Here is a 23,306-nt window from a genome sequence, read left to right on the forward strand (position 1 = left end):
ATGATTGATTCGATGGCTTCATGCTAATCACTCGCGAGATCGACGGGGAGTAACAAGGCCGTCGCGAATCCGGGCATCGGCGGCGTGGTCCAGCGGCGCGCACGGCCGCGACCGAATGATTGCACCTTGCCGCTCGCGGCGAGCGCATCGAGCGATCGCTGCACCGTGCGCTGACTCGCGCCAAGCGCAATGGCGAGCGCGGAGCTGGACCACGATTCGCCATCGGCGAGAAACGCGAGCAGCGGCGCATGTCCGTCTTCGACGGGCAACGCGAGCACCGCAACGTCGCGCGCGTGAAGCGGCTTCAGCACGAAGCCGCGCGGCGTCGCATCGATGTTCGCGTGTGCGCGCAGCATCGTGCGCAGCCGGCCCATCTCGACGCGCAAGCGCGCGCGATGCGTTTCGTCCGCTTCACGAATGCGAAACGCGCGCAGGATCAGCGCGTCGCGAGGCACATCGCCAGGCCACGCTTGCGCGAGCATGCGCGCGAGCGTGAAAAGCACGGGGCGCGTCGCGAGCGACATCGACGTGCCGTTTTCGCGCACGCAAAGACGGCACGCATCGACGACGAAGGCATTCGATGCGAACAGCGCTTCGACTTCATCGAGCCGGAGCAGCCGCTCTTCGCCCTGCGCGATGAGACGCGCGGCGGGCGCGTTGAGGATGCGCCACGCGCTGTCGACTTCGGCGGCGAGCGCGGGAATCGCAGCCTCACGCGCGGCGAGCGTCGCGCGTTCGAGCGCCGCGCGCGCCGCGTGGGTCTGCAGACGGCGCATCGCGATGCCCGCATCGATGAGTTCATGCGCGGCCCGCGATGCAGCGGGCAGCGTCGCATGATCCAACTCGACGAGCATGCGTTGCGCATCGTCGATCCGTCCGATGAGAAGCGCGCGCCGCACTTCGAGATAGCGCGCGTGCGCGGCGTTGACGTGATCGCCGTGCGCTTCGAGAATCGCGCGCGCCTGATCGAGCGCCTTCGCGGGCCACGCGAGATCGCGCGATGCGAGCGCGATTTCCGCTTCCGCAACGATGCAGCGCGAACGCGCCAGCGCCTCTTTCGCGCCGAACGCGCGCGCCGCGCTTTTGACGAGCGCGCGCGCCCGAACGAAGTCGCCGAGCTGCGCCATTGCGATGCCGCGCAACGCGAGCGCATTCGCATCCTCGCGCAACGCGATGCGATTCAGCGCGCCGAGCGGATCACCCGCCGCGAGCGCGCGCGCCGCCGCCGTGATCAGCGAATCCATGCGAATCCCGACACACTTGTCACTCCTTTGCCGTGCACGCCCGCGACTAATCTAACACCGTACTCGACGTGCCTTGGCAGGAAGGACATCATGAACATCGAACGAGAAAGCAGCCGCTTCGTCGCGATAATCGCGCTCGTCGTCGTGGCGAGCGTGATCGCGATTCATGCGATGCACATACCGATGTCATCGATGAGCGAGTGGCCGATGCCCGGCGGCTGGATGTCATCGCCCGCCTTCACGCCGATGTGCGGCCGCGCATGGTTGCGCGCGATGGCGGCGTTCATCGGCATGTGGCTCGCGATCGTGAAGGCGACGCTCTTCGTCTTCGATCCGCGGACATTCAACGCGACATGCGACGCGCCAGCACATGCGCGCCCAGCACGCACACGATGCCGATGACTCCGCCCGCGAGCACATGCGTGAGCCGCTCGAACGCATCGGCGGCGGACTGATTCGCCAGCATGATTGCAAGCGCAACGAACATGCAGCGAAAGAAGTATCCGACGATATAGCGCTGAAATGCGACGAGCGTGAGGAACGCGGCGAGCGTCGCGAGCGTGACGGCCATGCCCGAATGCGGCACGACGAAGCGCCCGAGCACGATGCCGATCGGCACGCCCGCGATCACGCCCCACGCGCGGTTCCGCAGCTTCGTGCGCGCCGTATCGACCGAACCGGTGACGATGCTCGCCGCGCCCCAGATCACCCAGTTCGCGTGATCCATGTGCGCGTACACGACCATCATCGCGGCAATGCCGACGCTTGCGAGCATCGCCGCGAGGTCTTCGCCGAAGGGCGCGCGTTCGCCGAAATCATCGAGATTGGACCAGCGTGACGCGGGCTTGCCACGCGAGCGCATATGCGCCGACAACATCGCTGGCACGAGCGCGGCAAGGAGATAAGGCAACCAGGCGGGCGCGGCGTGCAACAACGCATCGACGGTGCGTCCGCCGTGCAGTTCGTTCGCGAGAATGAGCACAGGAATGAAAGTCCAGTTGCCGACCGTGCGAAGTTTCGACCCGCGCGATGCCAGCAGAATCACGCACGCCGCGAGCGTCATGCACGCAACGACGAAGAACGCCGGCACGAGTTCGGCAAGCAGCAGCAGATACGTCCCGGCGATGACCGCGAGTCCGTGCGCGACGACGCCAGGCGGTCTCAACGCGAGCTGGTCTTGCGCGATGGTCGTGGCGATCGCGAGCAGCGACGCCTTCATCCATAGCGCGTTGCCGGTGGCGAGCGCAAGCGCGACGAAAGGCAGCAGCGCGATCGTCGCGTGCGCGAGCGGCCAGAGCTTGATCTCGCTGGCGATACGAAGATGCGGTGCATCGGCGGACATGCGCTGTGGCCTCTTCGTGAGTTCGCATGAAGTTTAGTCGTCGATCCGGGCCAATGTGAACAATCGCTTGCAATGCGCCGTCGATTCCCGGTTCGCTCCGGCAAAACCCTTAAACAGGGCTTCTTCGCATGACCGTGCTAAAACATCATTTAAACGTTTTCTAAAGGACTTTGCGCTGCGGTCGTTATACAGATCAGCCGATGCACTCATCGGCGGCGCGGCAGACGAAGCATCGCCGTCACCGCTCGCGCACGCGCCCTTGCGATGCAGCCACCTTGAGAGAGCTATGTTTTCCACAATCAAAGGCCGACTGGCCTTGGCCATGATGCTTCTGAGCGCACTTCTGATCGCGGTCGGCATGGTCGGACTGATCGGCATGACTCAGTCCAACACAGTCACGCACGACCTCTTCACGAATGAAATGCCGAGCGCGGTATCGGTCGGCAATGCGGAAATGTTCGTGGCGCGCGAGCGTCTCTCCTTCGATCGGGCGGCGCTGAACGTGGGCACGCCCGCGGCGGAAGAAGCGATCGGACGCGGCGCGTTGATGCGCAAGTCTTCCGACGAAGCCTGGACGAAGTACTCCGGATTGCCGCAGGGCCCGGAAGAGAAAGTGCTCGCCGACAAGTTCGGCGCGCAGCGTCTCGCAGTGCAGAAGCTGCTCGACGAAGGCTATGCCGATATACGCGCGCAGGATCAGGCGAAGATCGTCGCCGATGCGAACGCGATGCAGGTCTCGTTCAACGAGCTGGCGAAGACGGGCATCTCGCTGCGCAAGCTGCAATTCGATCAGGCGAAAGCCGCCTATGACAACGGCCAGCAAGTCTTCGGCATGTTCCGCATGGCGTCGATCATCGCGATCCTCGTGGGCATCGCCGCTTCGTTCTATTCGTGGGTGTCGCTGCGCCGTCGCATTTCGCGTCCGCTCGATGTGGCGCTTGCGCAGTTCGATGCGATCGCGAGCGGCGATTTGCGCAGCAACGTGAAAGTGACGTCGAACGACGAAATGGGCCAGTTGTTGCGCGGTCTCGCGACGATGCAATCGAGCCTCATCGATACGGTGCGCACTGTGCGCGGCGGCAGTGAGTCGATTGCGTCCGCAACCAAGCAGATCGCGGCGGGCAATGTGGATCTTTCGTCGCGCACCGAAGAACAGGCGTCGGCGCTTCAGGAAACCGCGTCGAGCATGGATCAGCTGACCGGCACGGTCAAGCAGAACGCCGACAACGCGCGCCAGGCGAGCGTGCTCGCTGCGAATGCGTCGGACATCGCGGGCAAGGGCAGCCATGTCGTGTCGCAGGTCGTGACGACGATGGGCGAGATCAACCATAGCTCGTCGAAGATCGCGGACATCATCACGATCATCGAAGGCATTGCGTTCCAGACGAACATTCTCGCGTTGAACGCAGCCGTCGAAGCGGCGCGCGCCGGTGAAGAAGGCCGCGGCTTCGCGGTCGTCGCTGGGGAAGTGCGCTCGCTCGCACAGCGTTCGTCGGCGGCGGCGAAAGAGATCAAGGAGCTGATCGACAACTCCGTCGAGCGCGTGCAATCGGGCGCCGCGCTCGTCGATGAAGCCGGCCGCACGATGACGGAGATCAGCACGGCGGTGCAGCGTGTGACCGACATCATGGGCGAGATCGCGGCGGCGTCGGAAGAGCAAAGCAGCGGCATCGAGCAAGTGGCGCGCGCCGTCACGCAGATGGATGAAGTGACGCAACAGAACGCGGCGCTCGTCGAGGAAGCGGCGGCGGCTGCGCAATCGCTGGAAGATCAGGCGGGCGCATTGCGCACGGCGGTGGAGACCTTCCGTCTTCACGATGAAGGCATGCGCGCGACGGCCTGACGCCCTTTCGCGTCTCGATGATGCACGGCTCGCGATCCTTCGGGACGCGAGCCGTTTGTCTTTTGCCGAGCCATAACCGCCGGTAATCACCTCATGAGGCGAATTCAATAGACGGCTATCGCTGTTTTCGCGAGACTGCGGAGCGTCGGATCGACATGCGGTCCGTCCTCGATAAAAGAGCGCGCGCAACGAATCAGCCAGCGCGCAACAAGCCTCGGAGGAGACATAGAAGATGCTGCATCGACCCAGAGTCACCCGCTCCGTGCTCGCGCTGATGTGCGCGATGTCGTTCATCATGTATCTCGATCGCGTGAACCTGTCCGCTGCGGCGGGCCTCATACGCGACGACCTTCATCTCACCAATACCGATGTCGGCCTCGTGTTCGGCGCGTTCGCCTATACGTATGCGATCTGCCAGGTGATCGGCGGATGGTTCAGCGATCGATTCGGCGCGAAGACGACGCTCGTGCTGTGCGCGTCGATCTGGATCGTCGCGACGATCGCGACGGGTTTCGCGGGCGGCGTCGCGTCGCTGTTCTGCGCGCGCATGTTGCTCGGCGTCGGCGAAGGCGCGGCGCTGCCGGCGCAGGCGCGCGCGCTCGTCAACTGGTATCCGGCGAGCAAGCGCGGCTTCGTGCAGGGGCTCACGCATTCGTTCTCGCGTCTCGGCAACGCGCTTACGCCGCCGTTGATCGCGTTGCTGGTCGCGTTCGCTTCGTGGCGTGCGTCCTTCGTGCTCGTCGGCGCGCTGACGGCCGTGTGGGTGATCGTTTATGCGTGGTACTTCGCGGACAATCCGCGCAAGCATCGGCATATGACGGCGGAGGAAGAAGCGGAGTTGCCGCCGGAGAACAAGGTCGCCGTCGACAAGACGCGCGAACCGACGCCGTGGGGACGCCTGCTCAAGCGCATCTCGCCGACGATGCTCGTCTACTTCTGCTATGGCTGGACCGGCTGGCTCTTCTTCACGTGGCTGCCGACGTTCTTCATGCATGGACGCGGGCTCGATCTGAAGAGTTCGGCGTTGTTTTCGGCGGGCGTGTTCTTGTCGGGCGTCGTCGGGAATACGGCGGGCGGCGTGATCTCCGATCGCATTCTGAAGCGCACGGGCAGCGTGGTTTCGGCGCGGCGCAACATGATCATCGTCGCGTTTCTCGGGGCGCTCGTGTTTCTCGCTCCGGTGATGTTCGTGAAGTCGCTGCCGGTCATGGCTGCTTCGATGAGCCTGTCGTTCTTCTTTCTCGAGATGACGATTGGACCGATCTGGGCCGTGCCGATGGACATCACGCCGAAACATGTCGGGATTGCCAGCGGGCTGGTGAATGCAGGGTCCGCTATCGCGGGGATTTTCTCGCCGATCGTGTTCGGGTTTGTCGTCGATCGGACCGGGAGTTGGACTTTGCCGTTCGCTGGATCGTTGGGGTTGCTCGCGGTTGGCATCGTGATGACGTTTTTTATGCGGCCGGATATTGCGTTGGATAGCGCTGGTGCGGCGGCTTCTGGGAGGGAGTTGGGGTTTGCGGAGTAGCGGGTTTTTGCGGTCATTCGGCTGTTCGGATTTCTTTCGCTGGATCCCGGTTTCGTCCCCGGTCGTCGCTAAACACAGCGGCCGGGGTGACGTCAAGCATCGCCACCACGTCCGTCGAAGGATGCTATTCCGATGTTGCAATCTCGGACGGCGCTCACCTATCGACTGCAAATTCACCATTGCGCAGTCACGTTGCATTCAAGCATACGCCCGGGTAGATCATCTCTTCTGACACGGCTTGTCCATCGTTTTCGAAAGTATCGTAGCTCGTCAACATAAAGTTACGCCTATCTATTCCGTCGGATACCTAAATCCGCTACGTTCGTTATCTCCGACAAAACAGATTGACGAACATGCAAGAACGCGACGTACTCGATGGCCGGGGCACGAGCAGTGAGCTTTCCATTGCTGGATCCGCCATGCGTAAAGCCGCAATACGAGAGGGCGATCCAACGACAACAGGTGGCTATGTCATCGCTGGTACATCAACAATTCGCGACGGCAAGAGAAAGGTTGCTCTCAGCGACGACCAAGCGACATGCGGGAACTGCGAAGGCACTTACAAAATACATGGGACCGGACAGGGCATAAAGGAGAAGGGCCGTCATGCGGTGGTTGATAACGATATCGTGCTCTGTCCATGCAAACAGAATCGAGTCGTAATCGGGAAGAGACCGGGCATTTTCCTCAAGAGCGGCGCGGGTAGTGGCAACACGCACGGCGCGAGCATGCCAACCATCGCTTCCGTTTTCGACGAACAATACGTCTTTCGCGACAGAACGAACGGTCGCCCCCTCGCTAACGTGTTCTATCGCCTGGTCAGCAGCAACGGCGTGACCGTGGAAGGTGTGACAGACCAAGCAGGACGGACGCAACGCATCAAAACCAGCTTAACCGAAAAAGTCGTGGTCGAGATTGAAGAAGCAGAATAATGGCAAAAGAGATATTTGAAGTTCATTCCTCGATGACTAACGCGGTCAAAGGCTCGTCCGTGGATGTGTATGTCAATACGCAGCGCATCTGCCCGAACATGACCAATGCGCAATTTAGGGAATTGGTCTTCTCTTGCAGAGACGAAGCGGTTCAGATGACTGATGCCCGTCTGAACGACCTTCGCCGATGGAATCAGGCGGACGAAGCGCGTGTCGACATATGGTTCGGGAGATGTGACGAAACGACTCGACAAACTCTGATCAGGGGCCTTTCTGCCATCTCGCGCGTTCTTAAGACTTTGAAGGCCGAAAACTTTGTGCGATGGGACCCCGATCACGCTACACATATTTCGTGCTCACCAAACTTGAGTAACGCCCTTGGCGCAGTGGCGGAAGTATGTGCCCCAGATACGGAGACGCACACCATCGCGATACGCGAGGCCTTCTGCGAAATGCGATCGGTGTCATATGCAAAGGACTCGATGGTTTCCACACTGATCCATGAGGCTAGTCACTTCAACGACACTATGGCGACCAAAGATTGGAGATACTTCATGAGAGAGTGCCTTCCGCTCGGCAAGACCAACCCAGAACAAGCCATCGAGAATGCAGACAGCATTGCCGGTTATGTCATCTACAGTATGTAAAGCAGTATCGAGTCTGCTTCTCGCCGCGTCGACAGGTGTGCTCGCCTGCGTTCCAAGCGAGAACTTCGACATCTACTTCAATCAGGACAGCGCGGAGGTCCCGACCGCGGAAGTGCTTCGGCTCGCAGGGTGGGTAGCAAAACAGCAGTTGGCGTATGCCCAACACGTCACGAAGGAGATAACGCAAATTAGCGGGCATGCAGAAACGACTGAGCGCGATCCGCAAAGGCTCGCCGAGGCGCGTTTAGTTGCGGGAAAGCGGTTGCTCACACAACTTGGCTTCGTTAGAGGAGAAGTCGAAACGGATACTCATATCTATGAACATTCTCGCCTGACCAACGGCAAGCGGGTCGAAGTCTCATTCCTTCCCGAGTGCCCCAACGTGTGTTGTCCGACAAGTTCGAGTCTTCCAAGGAACTAGGCAATGTCGCGGTCCGCTGTGGCGCGTCTGCCGGCGCACGAGTACGCGCCGCCCGCTCACTTCTCGATGTTTGTCTTCTCGTCATGTGCAGCATTGTGTGCCGGCAATTGGATGTGAGCTTAGCAAGGACGCAGTAAATGCCGCCAACCCCGACGCACTGTCCCATAGGGCTCGCCGGCCGGCTCCCGCACAGGGGCAACGCCAATAGACCACTAAGAAAACGAGATCCGGCGAGAGCAAAAATAAAACCAAACCCTCAAGCCTTCCGAATAGCCTCAATCACCAACTGCGTGGCAGGACTAATCCGCCTGTTCTTCCTGAGAATCAACCCATAAGGCGCGAGACGCCCCCGCAACGGGGTGGGCAAAGAAGCGATGGTATCGAGCGCAGCATAATAATCCGCGACCGAGCTAGGCAACACAGCCAGCATGTCCGAATCCCGCAACAGCGACAACGTGGTCAGAATCGAAGAAGTCTCCACGGTACTCACCGGCGGCGCCACACGCGACTCACGAAACGTCTGGTCGATGATCTGCCGCATCGGACTCGGATGCGGCTGCACGATCCACGGATACTTCGCGAGATCGGCGAGCTTCGGCTTGCCCGCAATACCAACAGAAGGATGATCCGGCCGCGCAACGATCGCGAGCGCCTCTTCCGACAAGGTCTCGAACGTCAGATCCAGCGCTGAGAAGCCATAAGGAATGCGCCCGACGACAATATCCAACTGATCCTGCTGCAAGGCCTGCACGAGCACATCGCTCGTATCGATCTGCACGCTGATCTGCAAGCGCGGATGCGCTTCCTTCAACTCCACGATCACCTTCGTCAGCAAGTCAGGCGCAGGCGCCATCACCGCGCCGATCCGCACCTTGCCGATATCGCCCGCCTCGATCGCCGCGAGCTCATCGCGCAATTCATCGAGGTCCTCGAACACGACGCGCGCATAGCGCATCACCGCTTCGCCGTAGATCGTCGGCTCCATGCCTCGCGCATGACGCACGAACAGCGACGCGCCGATCGTGTCTTCCAGTTCCTTCAACGCCTTCGTCGCGGCAGGCTGCGTCATCGCGAGTTCGTCGGCGGCGCTTCTGAGCGATTCGGTTTCCGAAAGCGCCATCATCAATTGCAGATGACGCAGGCGCAGACGTTTGCGGATGGTCGAAGCGGGCGCGATCATGCGAGTGATAACTCCAGGAAATAGCCTGATTCAAATTATTCAATGGTCAGTTATCGCGGAGTTTCGCACACTAGCGCTACCCGAAACAGCCGCGCAAACCCTCGCATCATGCAGTGCGCGCGGCATCAATCGAACCACACGGAGACACCGAAGATGAAGATCAAGCATGTCCGCGCGCGCGTTTTCGAATGGAAAGGCAAGGTCGTTCCGCCGCAATCGCATTTCTGTACGAACGCCGTCGATATCCTCTACGAGCGCGGCGATGCAATGGGCTCGTTCCGCTTTCACGGCTGGCTCGTCGTCGAGGTCGAATGCGACGACGGCACCGTCGGCATCGGCAATTGCGCGCTCGCGCCGCGCGTCGCGAAGCAGATCGTCGATGAATATCTCGCGCCTATCGCCATCGGCGAAGATCCGTTCGATCACGAATACATCTGGCAGAAGATGTATCGGCGCACGCTCGCCTGGGGCCGCAAGGGCATCGGCATGGCGGCGATCTCGGCGATGGATATCGCACTATGGGACATCATGGGCAAGGCCGTGAAGAAGCCCGTCTTCAAGCTGCTCGGCGGCCGAACGAAAGAGAAGATTTGGTGCTACGCATCGAAGCTCTATAACAACGACGATCGCGACGCGTTTCTCGCCGAAGCGCAAGGTTATCTCGATCAAGGTTTCACCGCGATGAAAATGCGCTTCGGCTACGGCCCGAAAGACGGTCCGAAAGGCATGGCGAAGAATCTCGAACAAGTGCGCCTGTTGCGCGAGCTTGCCGGCGATGACGTCGACATCATGCTCGAATGCTATATGGGCTGGACGCTGGAATACGCGCGCCGCATGTTGCCGCGCCTTGCCGAATTCAATCCGCGCTGGCTCGAAGAACCGGTGATCGGCGACGACGTCGAAGGCTATCAGGAACTCAAGAAGATGAACATCGTGCCGATCTCCGGCGGCGAGCACGAGTTCACGAGTTATGGCTTCAAGGATCTGCTCGAACGCCGGGCCGTCGATGTCATTCAATACGACACGAATCGCGTCGGCGGCATCACGGCGGCGCGCAAGATCAACGCCATGGCCGAAGCGTGGTCCGTGCCGGTCATTCCGCACGCGGGCCAGATGCACAACTATCACCTGACGATGTCGAGCACCGCGAGCCCGATGTCCGAGTTCTTCCCGGTGTTCGATGTCGAAGTCGGCAACGAGCTTTTCTATTACATCTTCGACGGCGAACCGCAGCCGGAGAACGCCTATCTGCAACTCTCCGATGAAACGCCGGGCCTCGGCATCACGCTGTCCGACAAGCATCTGAGCGACTTCAACATCATCGAATGACGATGCGACCACGGGACCATGCAGCCCGAGGCGACAGGAGACGAACATGGAAAGCAGAATCGAAGCACACACGGCGCACGACGCCGCCTCGTCCACACACGTGACGAGCGTGCGCTGGCGCATCTTCGGCGTGGTGTTCCTCATCACGCTGATCAATCTCGTCGACCGCATCTCGCTTTCCATCGCGATGCCCACCATCGCCAAGGAGTTCGCGCTCTCGCCCGCGATGCAAGGGCTCGTGCTGTCGAGCTTCTTCTGGTCATACGCGCTGTTGCAGATTCCGGGCGGCTGGCTCATCGACAAACTCGGCCCGCGCAAAGTAGTTGCAGGTGCAACTGTCTTGTGGGGTCTCTTCCAGACGCTGATGGGCGCAGCCACCGGCGGCATGTCGATGTTGCTATTGCGCGTGGGTCTCGGCGGCGCGGAGGCACCGCTCTTTCCCGCCGGCAGCAAGCTCAACGCGCTGTGGCTGTCGCGCAAGGAACGCGCGCGGGGCGCGGTGCTGATGGATGCCGGATCGCCGCTCGGCGCCGCGATTGGCGGTCTCGCGATCTCGAACCTGATCCTCATGTTCGGCTCGTGGCGCACCGCGTTCGTCGTCGCGGGGCTTGCGACCATCGCATGCGGATGGCTCGCATGGCGCTATCTGCGCGACGATCCCGCGAAACATCCCGGCGTCAATGGCGCGGAACTGGCGCATATCCACGACGGCGCGCCGCCCGCATCGAAGGCGATGCACGCAAGCCAGGACGATGCGCCGCTGCCGCTGCGCTCGACCATCGCGATGTGCGTCGGCCGCATGTGCTGGGCGATGATCTTCTTCGGCTTGCTCACGTGGGGCCCGAGCTATCTGACGCAGGCGCGCGGTCTGAGCCTTTCGCAGATCGGCGCGGCGACCTTCTTCATCTTCCTCGCGGGCGCGCTCGGTTCGCTTTCCGGTGGCTTCCTGTGCGATGCCTTGTGCGGGATGAATCTGTCGCGCGGTAAAGTCGTGAAGACGATGATCGCGGTCTCGGGCATCGCAACGCTCGCCGTATTCGCCGCGCTCCCGACGATCACTTCGCCCGTCGTCGCGGTCGCCGTGCTGTGCGGCGCATCGTTCCTGCTGATGTGGGGCAGTCTCTACTGGAGCCTGCCTTCGCTGCTCGCAAGCCCGGGACGCGTGGGCCTGCTCGGTGCATGCATGAACTGCGCGGGCAGCGTCGGCGGCATTTCGATTCCGCTCATCACCGGCTTCATTCTTCAGCGCACCGGCTCTTTCGATGCGGTGCTGCACTTTTACGGCGCGTGCGCGCTGGTGTATATCTTCGGTTCGATCGCAATCGATCTGCGCCGCACGCGTTAATAATCGACAACGGACCATACAGACATGAAACCTCGCATCGCAGTGCTTCTCGGCGATCCCGCCGGCATCGGTCCCGAACTGATCGCGCGTCTCATCGCGAAGCCCGAGAATCGCGCGCGCGCCGATCTGCTCATCATCGGCGACAAGCGTGAACTCGATCAAGGCATGGAGATCGCGCAGCAACGCTTCGAGTATGGAGTCATCGACAACGAAGCGGCCGCCGCGCGCGATACCGGCGTGCCCTCGCTCATCGATTTCCGCCTGCCCGACGATGCGCCTTACGAGCGCGCCGTATCGACGGAACGCGGCGGCCGTTACAGCCTCGAAGCCTTCAAACAAGCGCTTGCGATGACGCGCGCAAACCGCACGCAAGCGATGCTGTTCGCGCCCGTCAACAAGACTTCGCTGCACATGGCCGGCATGGAAACGAACGACGAGATGGAATGGTTCGCGCGTCAGCTCGACTATAGCGGCGCGTTCTGCGAGTTCAACGTGCTCGACGAATTGTGGACCTCGCGCGTGACCTCGCATATCGCGCTGAAGGACGTGAGCGCGAAGCTCACGGCCGAGCGCATCGTCGGCGCGGTGCAACTGATTCACGATGGTCTGAAGCGCGCGGGCGTGGACAAGCCGCGCATCGCGGTGTGCGGCTTCAATCCGCATAACGGCGACAACGGCGCGTTCGGCCGCGAGGAAATCGACGTGATCGCGCCGGCCGTCGCAGAAGCGCGTGCGCGAGGCTATGACGCGCAAGGCCCCTTCCCCGCCGACACCATCTTCGTGCGCGCGCGCGATCAGAAGGTCTTCGATGGCGTGGTCACGATGTATCACGATCAAGGCCAGATAGCGATGAAACTCATGGGCTTCTGGCGCGGTGTCACGGTGCACGGCGGCCTGCCCGTTCCGATCACGACGCCCGCGCACGGCACCGCGTTCGATATCCACGGCCAGGGCCGCGCCGATGCCGGCGCCACGCAAAAGGCCTTCGACATCGCCGTGCGCATGGCGCAAGACCGCGTGAGCTGACGCCATGATGCAAGAACGCATCGAAGCATTGCGCGAACGCTTTCTGCAAAGCGGCGACGACGCCGATCTGCCCATCGTCGACGCGCATCATCACTTCTGGGACGTGTCGCGCAACTATCATCCGTGGCTGCGCGATCTGCCGCGCATCGCGTTTCGTTACGGCGATTACGCGTCGATCTGCAAGGACTTTCTGCCCGACGACTACTTCGCGCAGGCGGGCAATCATCGCATCGTGAAGACGGTGATGATGGAAGGCGAATGGGATCCGCGCGACGTGCTCGGCGAAGCGCGCTGGGCGACGGCGCTGCACGAACGCACCGGCTTGCCGAACGCGATGGCCGCGCAGATCTGGCTCGATCGCGACGATGTCGCCGATGTCATCGACGCCTATCGCGAGATGCCGCTCGTGCGCAGCGTGCGTCATAAACCGAAGACCGTGCCCCGCGCGGAACATCGCGCGGATTTCGCCGCGCCCGGCTCGATGCGTTGCGAACGCTGGCGGCGCGGTTATGCGTTGCTCGCGCAAAGTGGCCTGATGTTCGAACTGCAGGCGCCGTGGTGGCACTTCGAGGAAGCCGCAGAACTCGCGCGCGACTTTCCGCAGATGAAAATCATCGTGAACCATGCCGGCCTGCCCGCCGATCGTAGCGAGGAAGCGCTAACGGCTTGGCGCGCCGCGCTCGATGCGCTCGCGCGATCGCCGAACGTATGGCTCAAGATATCGGGGATCGGCGAACCTGGCGTAAGCTGGCGTGTCGAGCGCAACGGACGCATCGTGCGCAATGCGATCGAAAGCTTCGGCGTCGCGCGATGCCTCTTCGCGAGTAACTTTCCGGTCGATAGCCTCGTCGTCACGCTCGATGATCTTTTTACCGGCTTCAAGACGATCGTCGCAGCGCGCTCGCGCGAAGAACGTCTCGCGCTATTCTTCGACAACGCGTGCGCGCTGTACCGGATCTAGACCAACCAAAGGAGACTTACTTCAATGGCTGCACCTGTTTATCGCGGCGTCTTTCCCGTCGCTCCGACCATCTTCGACGATCAGGGCCGCCTCGATCTCGAAGGCCAGAAGCGCGCGATCGATTTCATGATCGATGCCGGCTCGCACGGCGTATGCATACTCGCGAACTTTTCCGAGCAGTTCGCGCTATCCGATGCGGAACGCGACACCGTTCAGCGCACCGTGCTCGAACATGTGGCGGGCCGCGTGCCGGTGATCGTCACGACGACGCATTTCAGCTCGCGCATCTGTGCGGAGCGCAGCCGCGCCGCGCAGGACGCGGGCGCCGCAATGGTCATGATCATGCCGCCTTATCACGGCGCGACGATTCGCGTGGGCGAGCGCGGCATCCACGAGTTCTATCGCGAAGTATCGAACGCGATCGACATTCCGATCATGATTCAGGACGCGCCTGTCGCTGGCACGCTGCTCTCCGCGTCGTTTCTCGCGAAGCTCGCGCGCGACGTCGAGCATGTGTCGTACTTCAAGATCGAAACGGCGCAGGCTGCATCGAAGCTGCGCGAGCTGATCGAACTCGGCGGCGATGCGATCGTCGGTCCGTGGGACGGCGAAGAGGCGATCACGCTGATGCCCGACTTCGACGCGGGCGCGACCGGCGCCATGACCGGCGGCGGCTACCCCGACGGCATCCGCAAGATCGTCGATGCCTACTTCGCGGGCGATTCCGACAAAGCCGCCGAGCTGTATCAGCAATGGCTTCCGCTCATCAACTACGAGAACCGTCAGTGCGGTCTCGCGGCGTGCAAGACGCTGATGAAGGAAGGCGGCGTGATTCGCTCGGATGCAGTGCGTCACCCGCTCGCGCCGATGCATCCTGCCGTGCGCGAAGGCTTGCTGAAAGTCGCGCGCAAGCTCGATCCGCTCGTGCTGCGCTGGGGACATTGACTAGCGCCGACGCTTTTTCTTCGAATCGGCCTTGATTGTGGGAACGCCCACACGTTCCCGCAAATACTCCACGGTCCGCGCGCAACGCGCGGGCAGCGGCCATTCCGCGCGGCGGATGAGCCACAGCGTATCGATCACCGGCGCGCCGCATTCGACCACGCCGATCGCTTCCGGCTGGCCGAACGCGATGCGCGCATAACGCGGTATCACCGTGAAGCCGAGTCCGCGCGCGACGAACTCCAGTATGAGGCTGATCTGATTGCTGAAGCCTTGCCGGCGCAAGCTCGCGACGCCTGGATTGCCCGGGAAGCGGCGGCTCAGCAGACGGCTCGCGGTCATGTGCGCTTCCGGATAGTCGATGAAGCCGAGCCGTTCGAGATCGCTCCATTCGTGTACGTCTTCGTTCGCGGGCACGACGAGTTCGAGCGGCTCCTCGATGAACTTGCTCGCCGCAAGACGCGGATCGTCGGGCTTCAACGCGACGATGCCGAGGTCGTAGCGGCTCTCAAGCACGGCTTCGAGCACTTCCGAATCGGGCGCGAAGCGATGACGCATCTTCCATTCCGGACGCTGCTGCTGCAAATCGAGCAGCAGCGGAAACAGCACGAGCCCGATGCTGCCCGGCGTGATGAGGCCGATTTCGCCAGCTTCGTCTTCGCTATCCGACAGCCGGGACGCGAGACGCTTGCCCGCCAGTTCCATCTCGTTGCAATAGTCGATCAACGCCCTGCCCGCCGGCGTGAGTTCGATGCCTCGCGGACGGCGAATCACGAGCAGGCCCAGTTCGTCTTCCAGATGACGAAGATGCTGGCTCACGGCGGCCTGCGTCAGATCGAGCCGCTCGGCGGCGCGCGTGAAGTTGCCGAGGTCGACGAGCGCGAGAAAGGTGCGCAGCCATTGCGGATTGAGCATCACGAAATTTTATCGAACCGATAATCTGCAGATAGTTTTCATTATGACACTGAACGGTTAATCTGAACGTCTTCATTGATACAGAGAACCACAGATGTCAGCACTCTTCACTCCTTTCAAACTGAAGGACGTCACGCTGCGCAACCGCATCGCCATTCCGCCAATGTGCCAGTACAGCGCCATCGACGGCTTCGTCAACGACTGGCACCTGAGCCATTACGCGAGCCTTGCGCGCGGCGGCGCGGGCCTCGTGATCGTCGAGGCGACGGGTGTATCGCCGGAAGGCCGCATCACGCCGGGATGCACGGGTCTTTGGGACGACGCGCACATCGAAGGCATGAAGAACATCGCGGCGGCGATCAAGGCGGCGGGCGCGGTGCCCGGCATCCAGATCGCGCATGCGGGCCGCAAGGCGAGCGCGAATCGTCCGTGGGAAGGCGACGATCACATCCCGTCCGACGATGCACGCGGCTGGGACACGCTCGCGCCATCGGCGGTCGCATTCGGCGGCGGGCTGCCGAAAGTGCCCAAGGCGATGACGCTCGACGACATCGCGCGCGTGAAGGCCGACTTCGCGGCGGCCGCACGTCGCGCACGCGAAGCGGGTTTCGAATGGCTGGAACTGCACTTCGCGCACGGCTATCTCGCCCAAAGCTTCTTCTCCGTCGATGCCAACCAGCGCGACGATCAATACGGCGGCGATCTCGCGGGACGCAGCCGCTTCATCGTCGAGACCTTCGACGCGGTGCGCGAAGTGTGGCCCGAGAACCTGCCGCTGACGGCGCGTTTCGGCGTCATCGAATACGACGGCCGCGATGAAGCCACGCTGAACGAATCCATCGAACTGACGAAGACGCTGCGTCGCAAAGGACTCGATCTGATGAGCGTGAGCGTCGGCTTCTCGACGCCCGATGCGCGCATTCCATGGGGACCGGCGTTCCTCGGCCCGATCGCGGAACGCGTGCGCCGAGAAGCGGAGATACCGGTTGCGTCGGCGTGGGGCTTCGATTCGCCGCCGAACGCGGAACACGCGGTCGAATCCGGTCAACTCGATCTCGTGATGATCGGCCGCGCGCATCTGTCGAATCCGCATTGGCCGTATCAGGCAGCCAAGCAGTTGAAGGTCGAGAAGCCGTCGTGGGCATTGCCCGCGCCTTATGCGCATTGGCTCGAACGTTACGCCGTCGCTGAATGACGTCGTGAAATGAAAAAAGCGCGCAATGGTTGCGCGCTTTTTTTAGTTGACCGGCTCCATGCCGTGTTTGATTTTGGTCGCGTCGGTATCGCTCGAACCGAGAAACGCCAGGAACGCGCGAGCATCTTTCGATGCGCTTGCGTTCGCACCGATCGCGCCTTCGAATACCGTCAGCGTTTGAATCGCCGGCGGCAACATACCGAGCACGTCGATGCCTTCGACGCCGATCATCTCGCTCAACTGCTGGAAGCCGAGTTCGACTTCGCCACGCGCGATGAGCGCGCCGACAGCGACACCCGGCGGCGCCTGCACGATGCGCGATGCGATGCGTTGAGCGATGCCCCAACGCTCGAACAGACGCGTCAGATAGACACCGCTCGGCCCCGTCGAATAACCGATGGTGCGCGCCGCGAGCACGGCTTCACGCACGGCGGCTTCATCGTCGATGGCAGGACGCCGCGCGCCCGCTTTCACCGCGATCGCAACGCCCGAACGCGCGATCCGCACGCGACTCGCTGCATCGACGTGTCCTGATGCCGCGAGCCGATCGATCGCATCCGAAGCGAGCACGACAATATCGAACGCTTCGCCCGCTTCGATACGCCTGACCGCCGCGACGCCGCCCACCGATACGATCGCAACGCGCTGGCCCGACTGCGCTTCATACGCGCAAGCGAGATCGTTCAGCACTTGGCGCGTGGCCATCGAAGAGATACCGGTGATGCTCATGCGCGTCAGTCGATATAGCGCAGGCCCGCTTTTTCCAGCGGTTCGCGCATCTTGTACATGTCGAGACCGAGCACGCCGCTTGCGAGCTTCGCGCGTTTTTCCTCCTCGAGCGCCTCGCGCGCAGTGGCTTTATCGAGCACCTGTTGCGCCGATGCGGACGGCACGACCACGACGCCATCGTCATCCGCGACGATCACATCGCCCGGCGTGACCCATGCGCCCGCGCACACGACCGGAATGTTCACCGAGCCGAGCGTCGCCTTCACCGTGCCCTTCGAGGAAATCGCGCGGCTCCATACGGGGAAGTTCATCTCCGTCAGCACGCGCACATCGCGCACGCCGCCGTCGATGATGAGCGCACGCGCGCCGCGCGCCTTGAAGCTCGTCGCGAGCAGATCGCCGAAGAAGCCGTCGGTATTGTCCGTCGTGCATGCGGCCACGACGATATCGCCAGGCTGAATCTGCTCGGCCGCGACGTGCATCATCCAGTTGTCGCCCGGTTGCAGCAACACGGTCACGGCCGTGCCGCTCACTTGCGCGCCCGCATAGATCGGCCGCATGTAGGTCTTCATCAGGCCAACACGGCCCATCGCTTCGTGCACGGTCGCCGAGCCGAGTGCGCCGAGCCTGGCGGCCGCATCCGCATTCGCGCGATTGATGTTGCGATACACCACACCCAGTTCGTACATATCAACGTCCCTTTGCTTTGAGCGCCGCATCGAGGCGCGGATACACGCGGCGCGCGTTGCCTTCGTAAATCTTGTAGCGCGCTTCCGGCTCGATCTGCGCGGCTTCGACGTAGCGCTTCGTATCGTCGAAATAGTGTCCCGTTTCAGGATCGATGCCGCGCACCGCGCCGATCATTTCGCTTGCAAACAAAATGTTGTCGACGGGAATCACGCGCGTCAGCAGATCGATGCCCGGCTGATGATAGACGCAGGTATCGAAGAACACGTTGTTGAGCAAATGATCCTTCAACAAAGGCTTTTTCAGCTCCTGCGCGAGTCCGCGGAAACGCCCCCAGTGATACGGCACCGCGCCGCCGCCATGCGGAATCACGAACTTGAGCGTCGGAAAATCGAAGAACAGATCGGACGTGAGGCACTGCATGAACGCGGTCGTGTCGGCGTTCAGGTAATGCGCGCCCGTCGTGTGAAAGCACGCGTTGCAGCTCGTGCTCACATGAATCATCGCAGGGATGTCGTACTCGACCATCTTCTCGTAGATCGGATACCACGAGCGATCCGAAAGCGGCGGGCTCGTCCAGTGCCCGCCCGACGGATCCGGATTCAGGTTGATCGCGACATTGCCGTATTGCTCGACGCACTTCACGAGCTCGGGAATGCACGTCGATACGTCGACGCCCGGGCTTTGCGGCAACATCGCCGCCGGAATAAAGCTATCGGGAAACAGTTCGCTCACGCGATAGCACAGCTCGTTGCAGATCGCGGCCCACGTGCTCGACACTTCGAAGTCGCCGATGTGATGCGCCATGAAACTCGCGCGCGGACTGAACACGGTGAGATCGAGGCCGCGTTCGCGCATCAGGCGCAATTGATTGCTTTCGATCGATTCGCGCAGTTCGTCGTCGCTGATATGCAACTCCGAAACAGCCGGCATCTCCGATGGATTACTGATGCCGGCGATCTGCCGGTTGCGCCACGCTTCGAGCGCTTTTGGCGCGGTCGTGTAGTGGCCGTGAATGTCGATGATCATCCCTTACTCCAGGTACTAGTGTGCTGCAGTCGTTTGTGCGTGTGCTTCGTCGGCACGCGTGCGTTGTGCGACGAGAATCGATATTGCCGCGAGCGTCGCGGGCACGGCGAGCATCGCGAGGATCGCGCCGAACTCCCAACCGAGGCCGAGCAACGCGCCGCCGAATGCGGAACCGAAGATGCTGCCGAAGCGGCCCATGCCGAGCATCCAGCTCACGCCGGTTGCACGCGCGACGGTCGGATAACGTCCCGGCGCGAAGGCGTTGAGACCGGTTTGCGCGCCGCTCATGCAAAAGCCCGCTGCGAACACGAGCACCGCGAGCGACGACGACAGCGCGCCGATCCACGCCAGTCCGAGCACGCACACCGCGCCGCCGAGATACGCCGCGCTGATGACGGGCGCCGGACGCGCCTTGTCCATGATCCATCCGACGATGATCGCGCCGATCGTGCCGCCGATCTGGAACATCGCCGTGACGTTCGCCGCTGCGGAAACGGTGAGGCCCGCGTCCTTCATGAGCGTCGGCAGCCAGCCGGTCAGCAGGTAGATCACGAGCAGGCCCATGAAATACGTGACCCACAGCGCTGCCGTCATCAAACCGTAGCCGTGCGAGAACAACACGCCGATCGGCGTCGTCGTCGGCAGCGGAGGCTCGTTCGATACGAACGTTTCGCTACCATCGAAACGCGCGCCGCACACGCGGCCGAGCACCTTGCCGATGCGTTGCGAGGTCGCGCCGCGCACCGCGAGCAGACGCGCGGATTCAGGCAGCAGCCAAATTTGCAGCGGGATCAGCAAGAGCGGCAGCGCGCCGCCGAAGATCAGCACCGAGCGCCAGCCGTGCACCGGAATCAGCCAGCCCGCGACGAAGCCGATCAGCGCGGAGCCGAGATTGAAGCCCGTGAACATGATCGTGATGAGCAGCGCGCGCTTGCGTTGCGGCGCGTATTCGGAGAGCAGCGTCGTCGTGTTGGGCATCGCCGCGCCGAGACCGATGCCGGTCAGTACGCGCAAAAGCGCCATGCTGGAAGGCGAATTCGTGAACGCGGTCGCGATCGTGAAGACGCCGAAGAGGAATACCGAGGTAATCAGAACCCACTTGCGCCCGATGCGATCCGATGCCGGTCCCGCCGCCAGTGCGCCGATCACGAGACCGATGGGCGCCGCGCTCATCACGAGGCCGAACGCGGGCCGCGAGATATGCCAGTCCGCGATGATCGATGGCGCGACGAAGCCCATGATCGCCACGTCCATGCCGTCGGCCGTCACGATGAGAAAGCACAGCGCCACCAGCAGCCACTGGTAGGCGGAAATCGGGCGTTCGTCGATGAAGCCCTTGATGTCGATGGTTTTACCGCTAGTCATGTTTGTCTCCTGTCCCCTGTTGGCCGGAGTCGGTGCTTCTGCGCTTACTCCGGTCCCATGCAACGCGTTCGTGTTTAGCTTCTGGCCTTTTCCGCTTTGTCCCAGTCGAGCTTCTCCGAGCCTTTGCCCGCGACCGAATACAACGCGCCCGGTGCGTTGCGCGTCTTTTGAAACGCTTCGAGCGTTTCGCCGCGCATCGCGGCGTAGATATGCAGATTCGATATGCCCGTCACCGCGCCGAGCTTTTCGAGCATGAAGAAGATCACGCCGTAATGAAGCAGGCCGCGCCAATCGCGCCGGCGAATGAGATCGCGTTCCTGCTCGGAAAGGCCCGCTGCTTCGAAGCTCGCTTCTTCATCGGCCTTGAATGCCTCGCGATGCGCGGGCTCGACCATGCGATGCAGATAATCGTTGATGCGATACGCGCGCACCGCCGTTTCGATCGAGAACGGATACGTGCCTTCGAGCTTCTCGACATCGGTGAGCTGAACGGCCATCTTCTGACGATGACGCTCGACGATCGCGGGCTTGGTCTCGCTGTCCTCGCCTTCGTAGATCGCGGTGGCGATGCCTGCCATCGACGGAAGGTAATAGCTGCGATGCTTGCACACGACGTTCGACGAAAGCGCACCGCGCATCGTCAGCCACATGATGACTTCGGCGCCTTCGTAGCCGCCGAGCGCCGCATATTCCGCGATGGTCATGTTCGCGAGCTGCTCGGGATCGCGCTCGAAGAGATCGAGGAAGCGCGCGTCCCATTCCGTGTTGTTGAAGCCCGAGCGCTCGCCGTGAACCTGATGCGAAAGACCGCCCGTCGCGAGAATCGCGACCTTGATGTCTTCCGGATAACTTTCGATCGCGCGGCGCAGCGCCTGCCCGAGCTTGTAGAAGCGGCGCGCGCTCGGCACGGGCAATTGCAGCACGCCCATCTGCAGCGGCACGAGCTTGACCGGCCATTCGGGCTTGTGCGGGCACAGCATCGAAAGCGGCGAGAAGCAGCCGTGATCGAGCGCCTTGTTCTGGAAGAACGACATGTCGAATTCATCGGTCATCAGCGAAGTGCCGATGTGCGCGGCGAGTGCGGGATGACCTTTGATCGGCGGCAGATCGCGCGCGCCGCCGCCTTCGTCCGCGACGCGCCATTCGGGACCGACGCCCAGCGCGAAGGCCGAATAGTGATCGAAAAAGAACGACGTGACGTGGTCGTTGTAGATCGTGACGATGACGTCGGGCTGCTTGTCCGCGAGCCAGTTCGCGAGCGGCGCGAAGTTCTCGAAGATCGGCGCCCAGACGGGATCGTCGCGCTTGTTCTTGTCGAACGCGAAACCGATGGTCGGCGTGTGCGAGGCGGCGATGCCTCCGATGATCCGTGCCATGTGCGCTACTCCTTCAGAATGCGTGGCCGAGCGGGCTTGCTTTAGGGAAACTGAAGCCGAAGGGTAGCGAGGAAGGAGGCAGGCCGGGTACTACGCGTAAACCAGAACTTTGCCTTTACGCATGGGGTTTTATAGGCGCGGAAGGCCGCTGGGACGCGGCGCGCGGCGAAGCGCGCAAGGGCCGCGTCGCCGATACGCCGATAAACAAAACTGATGGCTCGTGAAAGAGGACGCAATTCCGGCCGAGCGACCGGACGATTGCAAACGTTCCGGCGAATCTACATTCCCCACCTGAGCGATGGCGTATGCACGGGGCTGTCCCAATGCCGCTTCATTTCATCGTCCAGCACGCACAAGGTGATCGACGCACCGGCCATTTCCAGCGACGTCGTGAGCGATCCGACCTGCACGCGCGTGACCGCGAGACCGCGCTGGTGCAGCCACGAGCGCGTGGAATTGAACAGCAGATACAGTTCGCCGAGCGGCGTGCCGCCCAGCCCATTGATCAAGACCAGCAGCTCCGAGCCGTTCCCCGGTTTCAGATCGGCGACGATCGCCGTCAGCAGCTCTGCCGCGATCGCGTCGGCGGCGGCAAAGCGCGTTCGCCGCCGCCCTGGCTCGCCATGAATGCCGACGCCGACCTCCATTTCATCGTCGCCGATCTTGAACGTCAGCGTGCCCGCTGCGGGCACGGTGCAACTCGAAAACGCGACGCCCATCGACGCCGTATGCTTGTTGATCCGGTCGCCGAACGCCTTGCATTGTTCGAGATCGGCGCCGCTCTCGGCGAGACTGCCCACCAGCTTCTCGACGATCACCGCACCCGCCACGCCCCGCCGGCCCGTCGTATAACTGGAGTTTTCGACCGCGACATCGTCGTTGATCAGCACCATCGCATTCGGCAACTCCGACATTTCGGATGCCATTTCGAAGTTCATCAGATCGCCGGAATAGTTCTTCACGATGAAGAGCGTGCCCGCGCCCGTATCGACGGCCTTGGCGGCTGCCATCATCTGATCGGGCGTCGGCGAAGTAAACACCTGGCCAGGGCACGCGGCGTCCAGCATTCCGTACCCGACGAAGCCGCTATGCAAGGGCTCGTGTCCCGATCCGCCGCCCGAGACCAGCGCGACCTTGCCCGGCTTCAACGTCTTGCGCCGCACGAACACAGGTTCGTGATTGAGCACGACGAGATCGTCATGCGCGGCGGCGAATCCGGCAAGGCTCTCAGTCAGAAAGTCGTCGACATGGTTGATGAACTTTTTCATGG

The 23,306-nt window shown here is 62.2% G+C and carries 22 protein-coding genes; 11 read left to right on the forward strand and 11 right to left on the reverse strand.

Annotation, left to right across the window (positions count from 1 at the left end):
* Positions 1 to 23 precede the first annotated feature (23 nt).
* A complete protein-coding gene (locus QCE58_RS21830) occupies positions 24 to 1,244 on the reverse strand; it encodes a helix-turn-helix domain-containing protein (protein WP_250522040.1) in 1,221 nt (406 codons plus the stop codon).
* A 90-nt stretch (positions 1,245 to 1,334) separates the two neighbouring features.
* Between QCE58_RS21830 and QCE58_RS21835 the strand changes: the two genes are divergently transcribed.
* On the forward strand, positions 1,335 to 1,646 hold the full coding sequence (locus QCE58_RS21835) for a hypothetical protein (RefSeq protein ID WP_250522041.1): 312 nt from the start codon (positions 1,335 to 1,337) through the stop codon (positions 1,644 to 1,646).
* Here QCE58_RS21835 and QCE58_RS21840 read toward each other — a convergent pair.
* Positions 1,588 to 2,586, reverse strand: coding sequence for an FUSC family protein (locus tag QCE58_RS21840; RefSeq protein ID WP_175981236.1), 999 nt, complete (start codon positions 2,584 to 2,586; stop codon positions 1,588 to 1,590). The two genes, QCE58_RS21835 and QCE58_RS21840, sit on opposite strands and share 59 nt — an antisense overlap.
* Positions 2,587 to 2,619: 33 nt before the next feature.
* Positions 2,620 to 2,910 (reverse strand): hypothetical protein, encoded by a 291-nt coding sequence (locus QCE58_RS21845; RefSeq protein WP_250522042.1) that lies wholly within the window; start codon positions 2,908 to 2,910, stop codon positions 2,620 to 2,622.
* Here QCE58_RS21845 and QCE58_RS21850 point away from each other — a divergent pair.
* The 4 genes from QCE58_RS21850 (at position 2,909) to QCE58_RS21865 (ending at position 7,536) form a co-directional block, all read left to right on the forward strand.
* Positions 2,909 to 4,429 (forward strand): methyl-accepting chemotaxis protein, encoded by a 1,521-nt coding sequence (locus QCE58_RS21850; RefSeq protein WP_250522043.1) that lies wholly within the window; start codon positions 2,909 to 2,911, stop codon positions 4,427 to 4,429. The genes QCE58_RS21845 and QCE58_RS21850 overlap by 2 nt on opposite strands.
* A 232-nt stretch (positions 4,430 to 4,661) precedes the next feature.
* A complete protein-coding gene (locus QCE58_RS21855) occupies positions 4,662 to 5,957 on the forward strand; it encodes an MFS transporter (RefSeq protein WP_250503357.1) in 1,296 nt (431 codons plus the stop codon).
* Between the two features lie 353 nt (positions 5,958 to 6,310).
* Entirely contained in the window at positions 6,311 to 6,889 is a 579-nt protein-coding gene (locus tag QCE58_RS21860; RefSeq protein ID WP_051996552.1) for a PAAR domain-containing protein, read from the forward strand.
* Positions 6,889 to 7,536: a M35 family metallo-endopeptidase gene (locus tag QCE58_RS21865; protein WP_008348594.1), complete on the forward strand. Its 648-nt coding sequence runs from the start codon at positions 6,889 to 6,891 to the stop codon at positions 7,534 to 7,536. The genes QCE58_RS21860 and QCE58_RS21865 overlap by 1 nt, the downstream gene beginning before the upstream one ends.
* 677 nt (positions 7,537 to 8,213) lie before the next feature.
* On the opposite strand, the gene QCE58_RS21870 is transcribed toward QCE58_RS21865, so the two are convergent.
* Positions 8,214 to 9,137, reverse strand: coding sequence for a LysR family transcriptional regulator (locus QCE58_RS21870; RefSeq protein WP_008348596.1), 924 nt, complete (start codon positions 9,135 to 9,137; stop codon positions 8,214 to 8,216).
* 153 nt (positions 9,138 to 9,290) lie between these two features.
* Here QCE58_RS21870 and QCE58_RS21875 point away from each other — a divergent pair, with 153 nt between their 5' ends.
* Genes QCE58_RS21875 through QCE58_RS21895 form a run of 5 tightly spaced genes read left to right on the forward strand, consistent with a single transcriptional unit; the run spans position 9,291 to position 14,743 of the window.
* Complete coding sequence (locus tag QCE58_RS21875; protein ID WP_309780296.1) at positions 9,291 to 10,466, forward strand: L-rhamnonate dehydratase; 1,176 nt, start codon at positions 9,291 to 9,293, stop codon at positions 10,464 to 10,466.
* Between the two features lie 46 nt (positions 10,467 to 10,512).
* Entirely contained in the window at positions 10,513 to 11,811 is a 1,299-nt protein-coding gene (locus tag QCE58_RS21880) for an MFS transporter (protein ID WP_250522044.1), read from the forward strand.
* A 24-nt stretch (positions 11,812 to 11,835) separates the two neighbouring features.
* Positions 11,836 to 12,837 (forward strand): 4-hydroxythreonine-4-phosphate dehydrogenase PdxA, encoded by a 1,002-nt coding sequence (locus QCE58_RS21885; RefSeq protein ID WP_250522045.1) that lies wholly within the window; start codon positions 11,836 to 11,838, stop codon positions 12,835 to 12,837.
* A gap of 4 nt (positions 12,838 to 12,841) precedes the next feature.
* Positions 12,842 to 13,798, forward strand: a complete 957-nt coding sequence (locus tag QCE58_RS21890; RefSeq protein WP_250522046.1) for an amidohydrolase — start codon at positions 12,842 to 12,844, stop codon at positions 13,796 to 13,798.
* Between the two features lie 24 nt (positions 13,799 to 13,822).
* A complete protein-coding gene (locus tag QCE58_RS21895) occupies positions 13,823 to 14,743 on the forward strand; it encodes a dihydrodipicolinate synthase family protein (RefSeq protein WP_250436843.1) in 921 nt (306 codons plus the stop codon).
* Here QCE58_RS21895 and QCE58_RS21900 read toward each other — a convergent pair whose 3' ends face one another.
* Positions 14,744 to 15,655, reverse strand: coding sequence for a LysR family transcriptional regulator (locus QCE58_RS21900; RefSeq protein WP_250436926.1), 912 nt, complete (start codon positions 15,653 to 15,655; stop codon positions 14,744 to 14,746). It abuts the gene before it with no gap.
* Positions 15,656 to 15,749: 94 nt separating this feature from the next.
* On the opposite strand from QCE58_RS21900, the gene QCE58_RS21905 reads away from it, so the two are divergent.
* Positions 15,750 to 16,850 carry an NADH:flavin oxidoreductase/NADH oxidase gene (locus tag QCE58_RS21905; protein WP_008348610.1) on the forward strand — a complete coding sequence of 367 codons (1,101 nt, stop codon included), beginning with the start codon at positions 15,750 to 15,752 and terminating at the stop codon, positions 16,848 to 16,850.
* Positions 16,851 to 16,892: 42 nt separating this feature from the next.
* Here the strand turns inward: QCE58_RS21905 and QCE58_RS21910 are convergent, their stop codons facing one another.
* The 6 genes from QCE58_RS21910 to dhaK all read right to left on the reverse strand — a co-directional run bounded on the left by QCE58_RS21910 (position 16,893) and on the right by dhaK (position 23,304).
* A complete protein-coding gene (locus QCE58_RS21910) occupies positions 16,893 to 17,579 on the reverse strand; it encodes a substrate-binding domain-containing protein (protein ID WP_250436844.1) in 687 nt (228 codons plus the stop codon).
* 5 nt (positions 17,580 to 17,584) lie between these two features.
* A complete protein-coding gene (ligK, locus tag QCE58_RS21915; RefSeq protein WP_175982593.1) occupies positions 17,585 to 18,268 on the reverse strand; it encodes a 4-carboxy-4-hydroxy-2-oxoadipate aldolase/oxaloacetate decarboxylase in 684 nt (227 codons plus the stop codon).
* Between the two features lies 1 nt (position 18,269).
* Positions 18,270 to 19,295 (reverse strand): amidohydrolase family protein, encoded by a 1,026-nt coding sequence (locus tag QCE58_RS21920; RefSeq protein WP_250522047.1) that lies wholly within the window; start codon positions 19,293 to 19,295, stop codon positions 18,270 to 18,272.
* Between the two features lie 15 nt (positions 19,296 to 19,310).
* Positions 19,311 to 20,660 (reverse strand): aromatic acid/H+ symport family MFS transporter, encoded by a 1,350-nt coding sequence (locus QCE58_RS21925; protein ID WP_309780301.1) that lies wholly within the window; start codon positions 20,658 to 20,660, stop codon positions 19,311 to 19,313.
* 74 nt (positions 20,661 to 20,734) lie between these two features.
* Entirely contained in the window at positions 20,735 to 22,036 is a 1,302-nt protein-coding gene (locus QCE58_RS21930) for a gallate dioxygenase (protein ID WP_250522048.1), read from the reverse strand.
* Positions 22,037 to 22,314: 278 nt separating this feature from the next.
* Entirely contained in the window at positions 22,315 to 23,304 is a 990-nt protein-coding gene (gene dhaK / locus QCE58_RS21935) for a dihydroxyacetone kinase subunit DhaK (protein WP_250522049.1), read from the reverse strand.
* Positions 23,305 to 23,306: the final 2 nt, after the last annotated feature.

The organism is Caballeronia sp. LZ028, assembly GCF_031451415.1.
GTDB classification, from domain to species: domain Bacteria; phylum Pseudomonadota; class Gammaproteobacteria; order Burkholderiales; family Burkholderiaceae; genus Caballeronia; species Caballeronia zhejiangensis.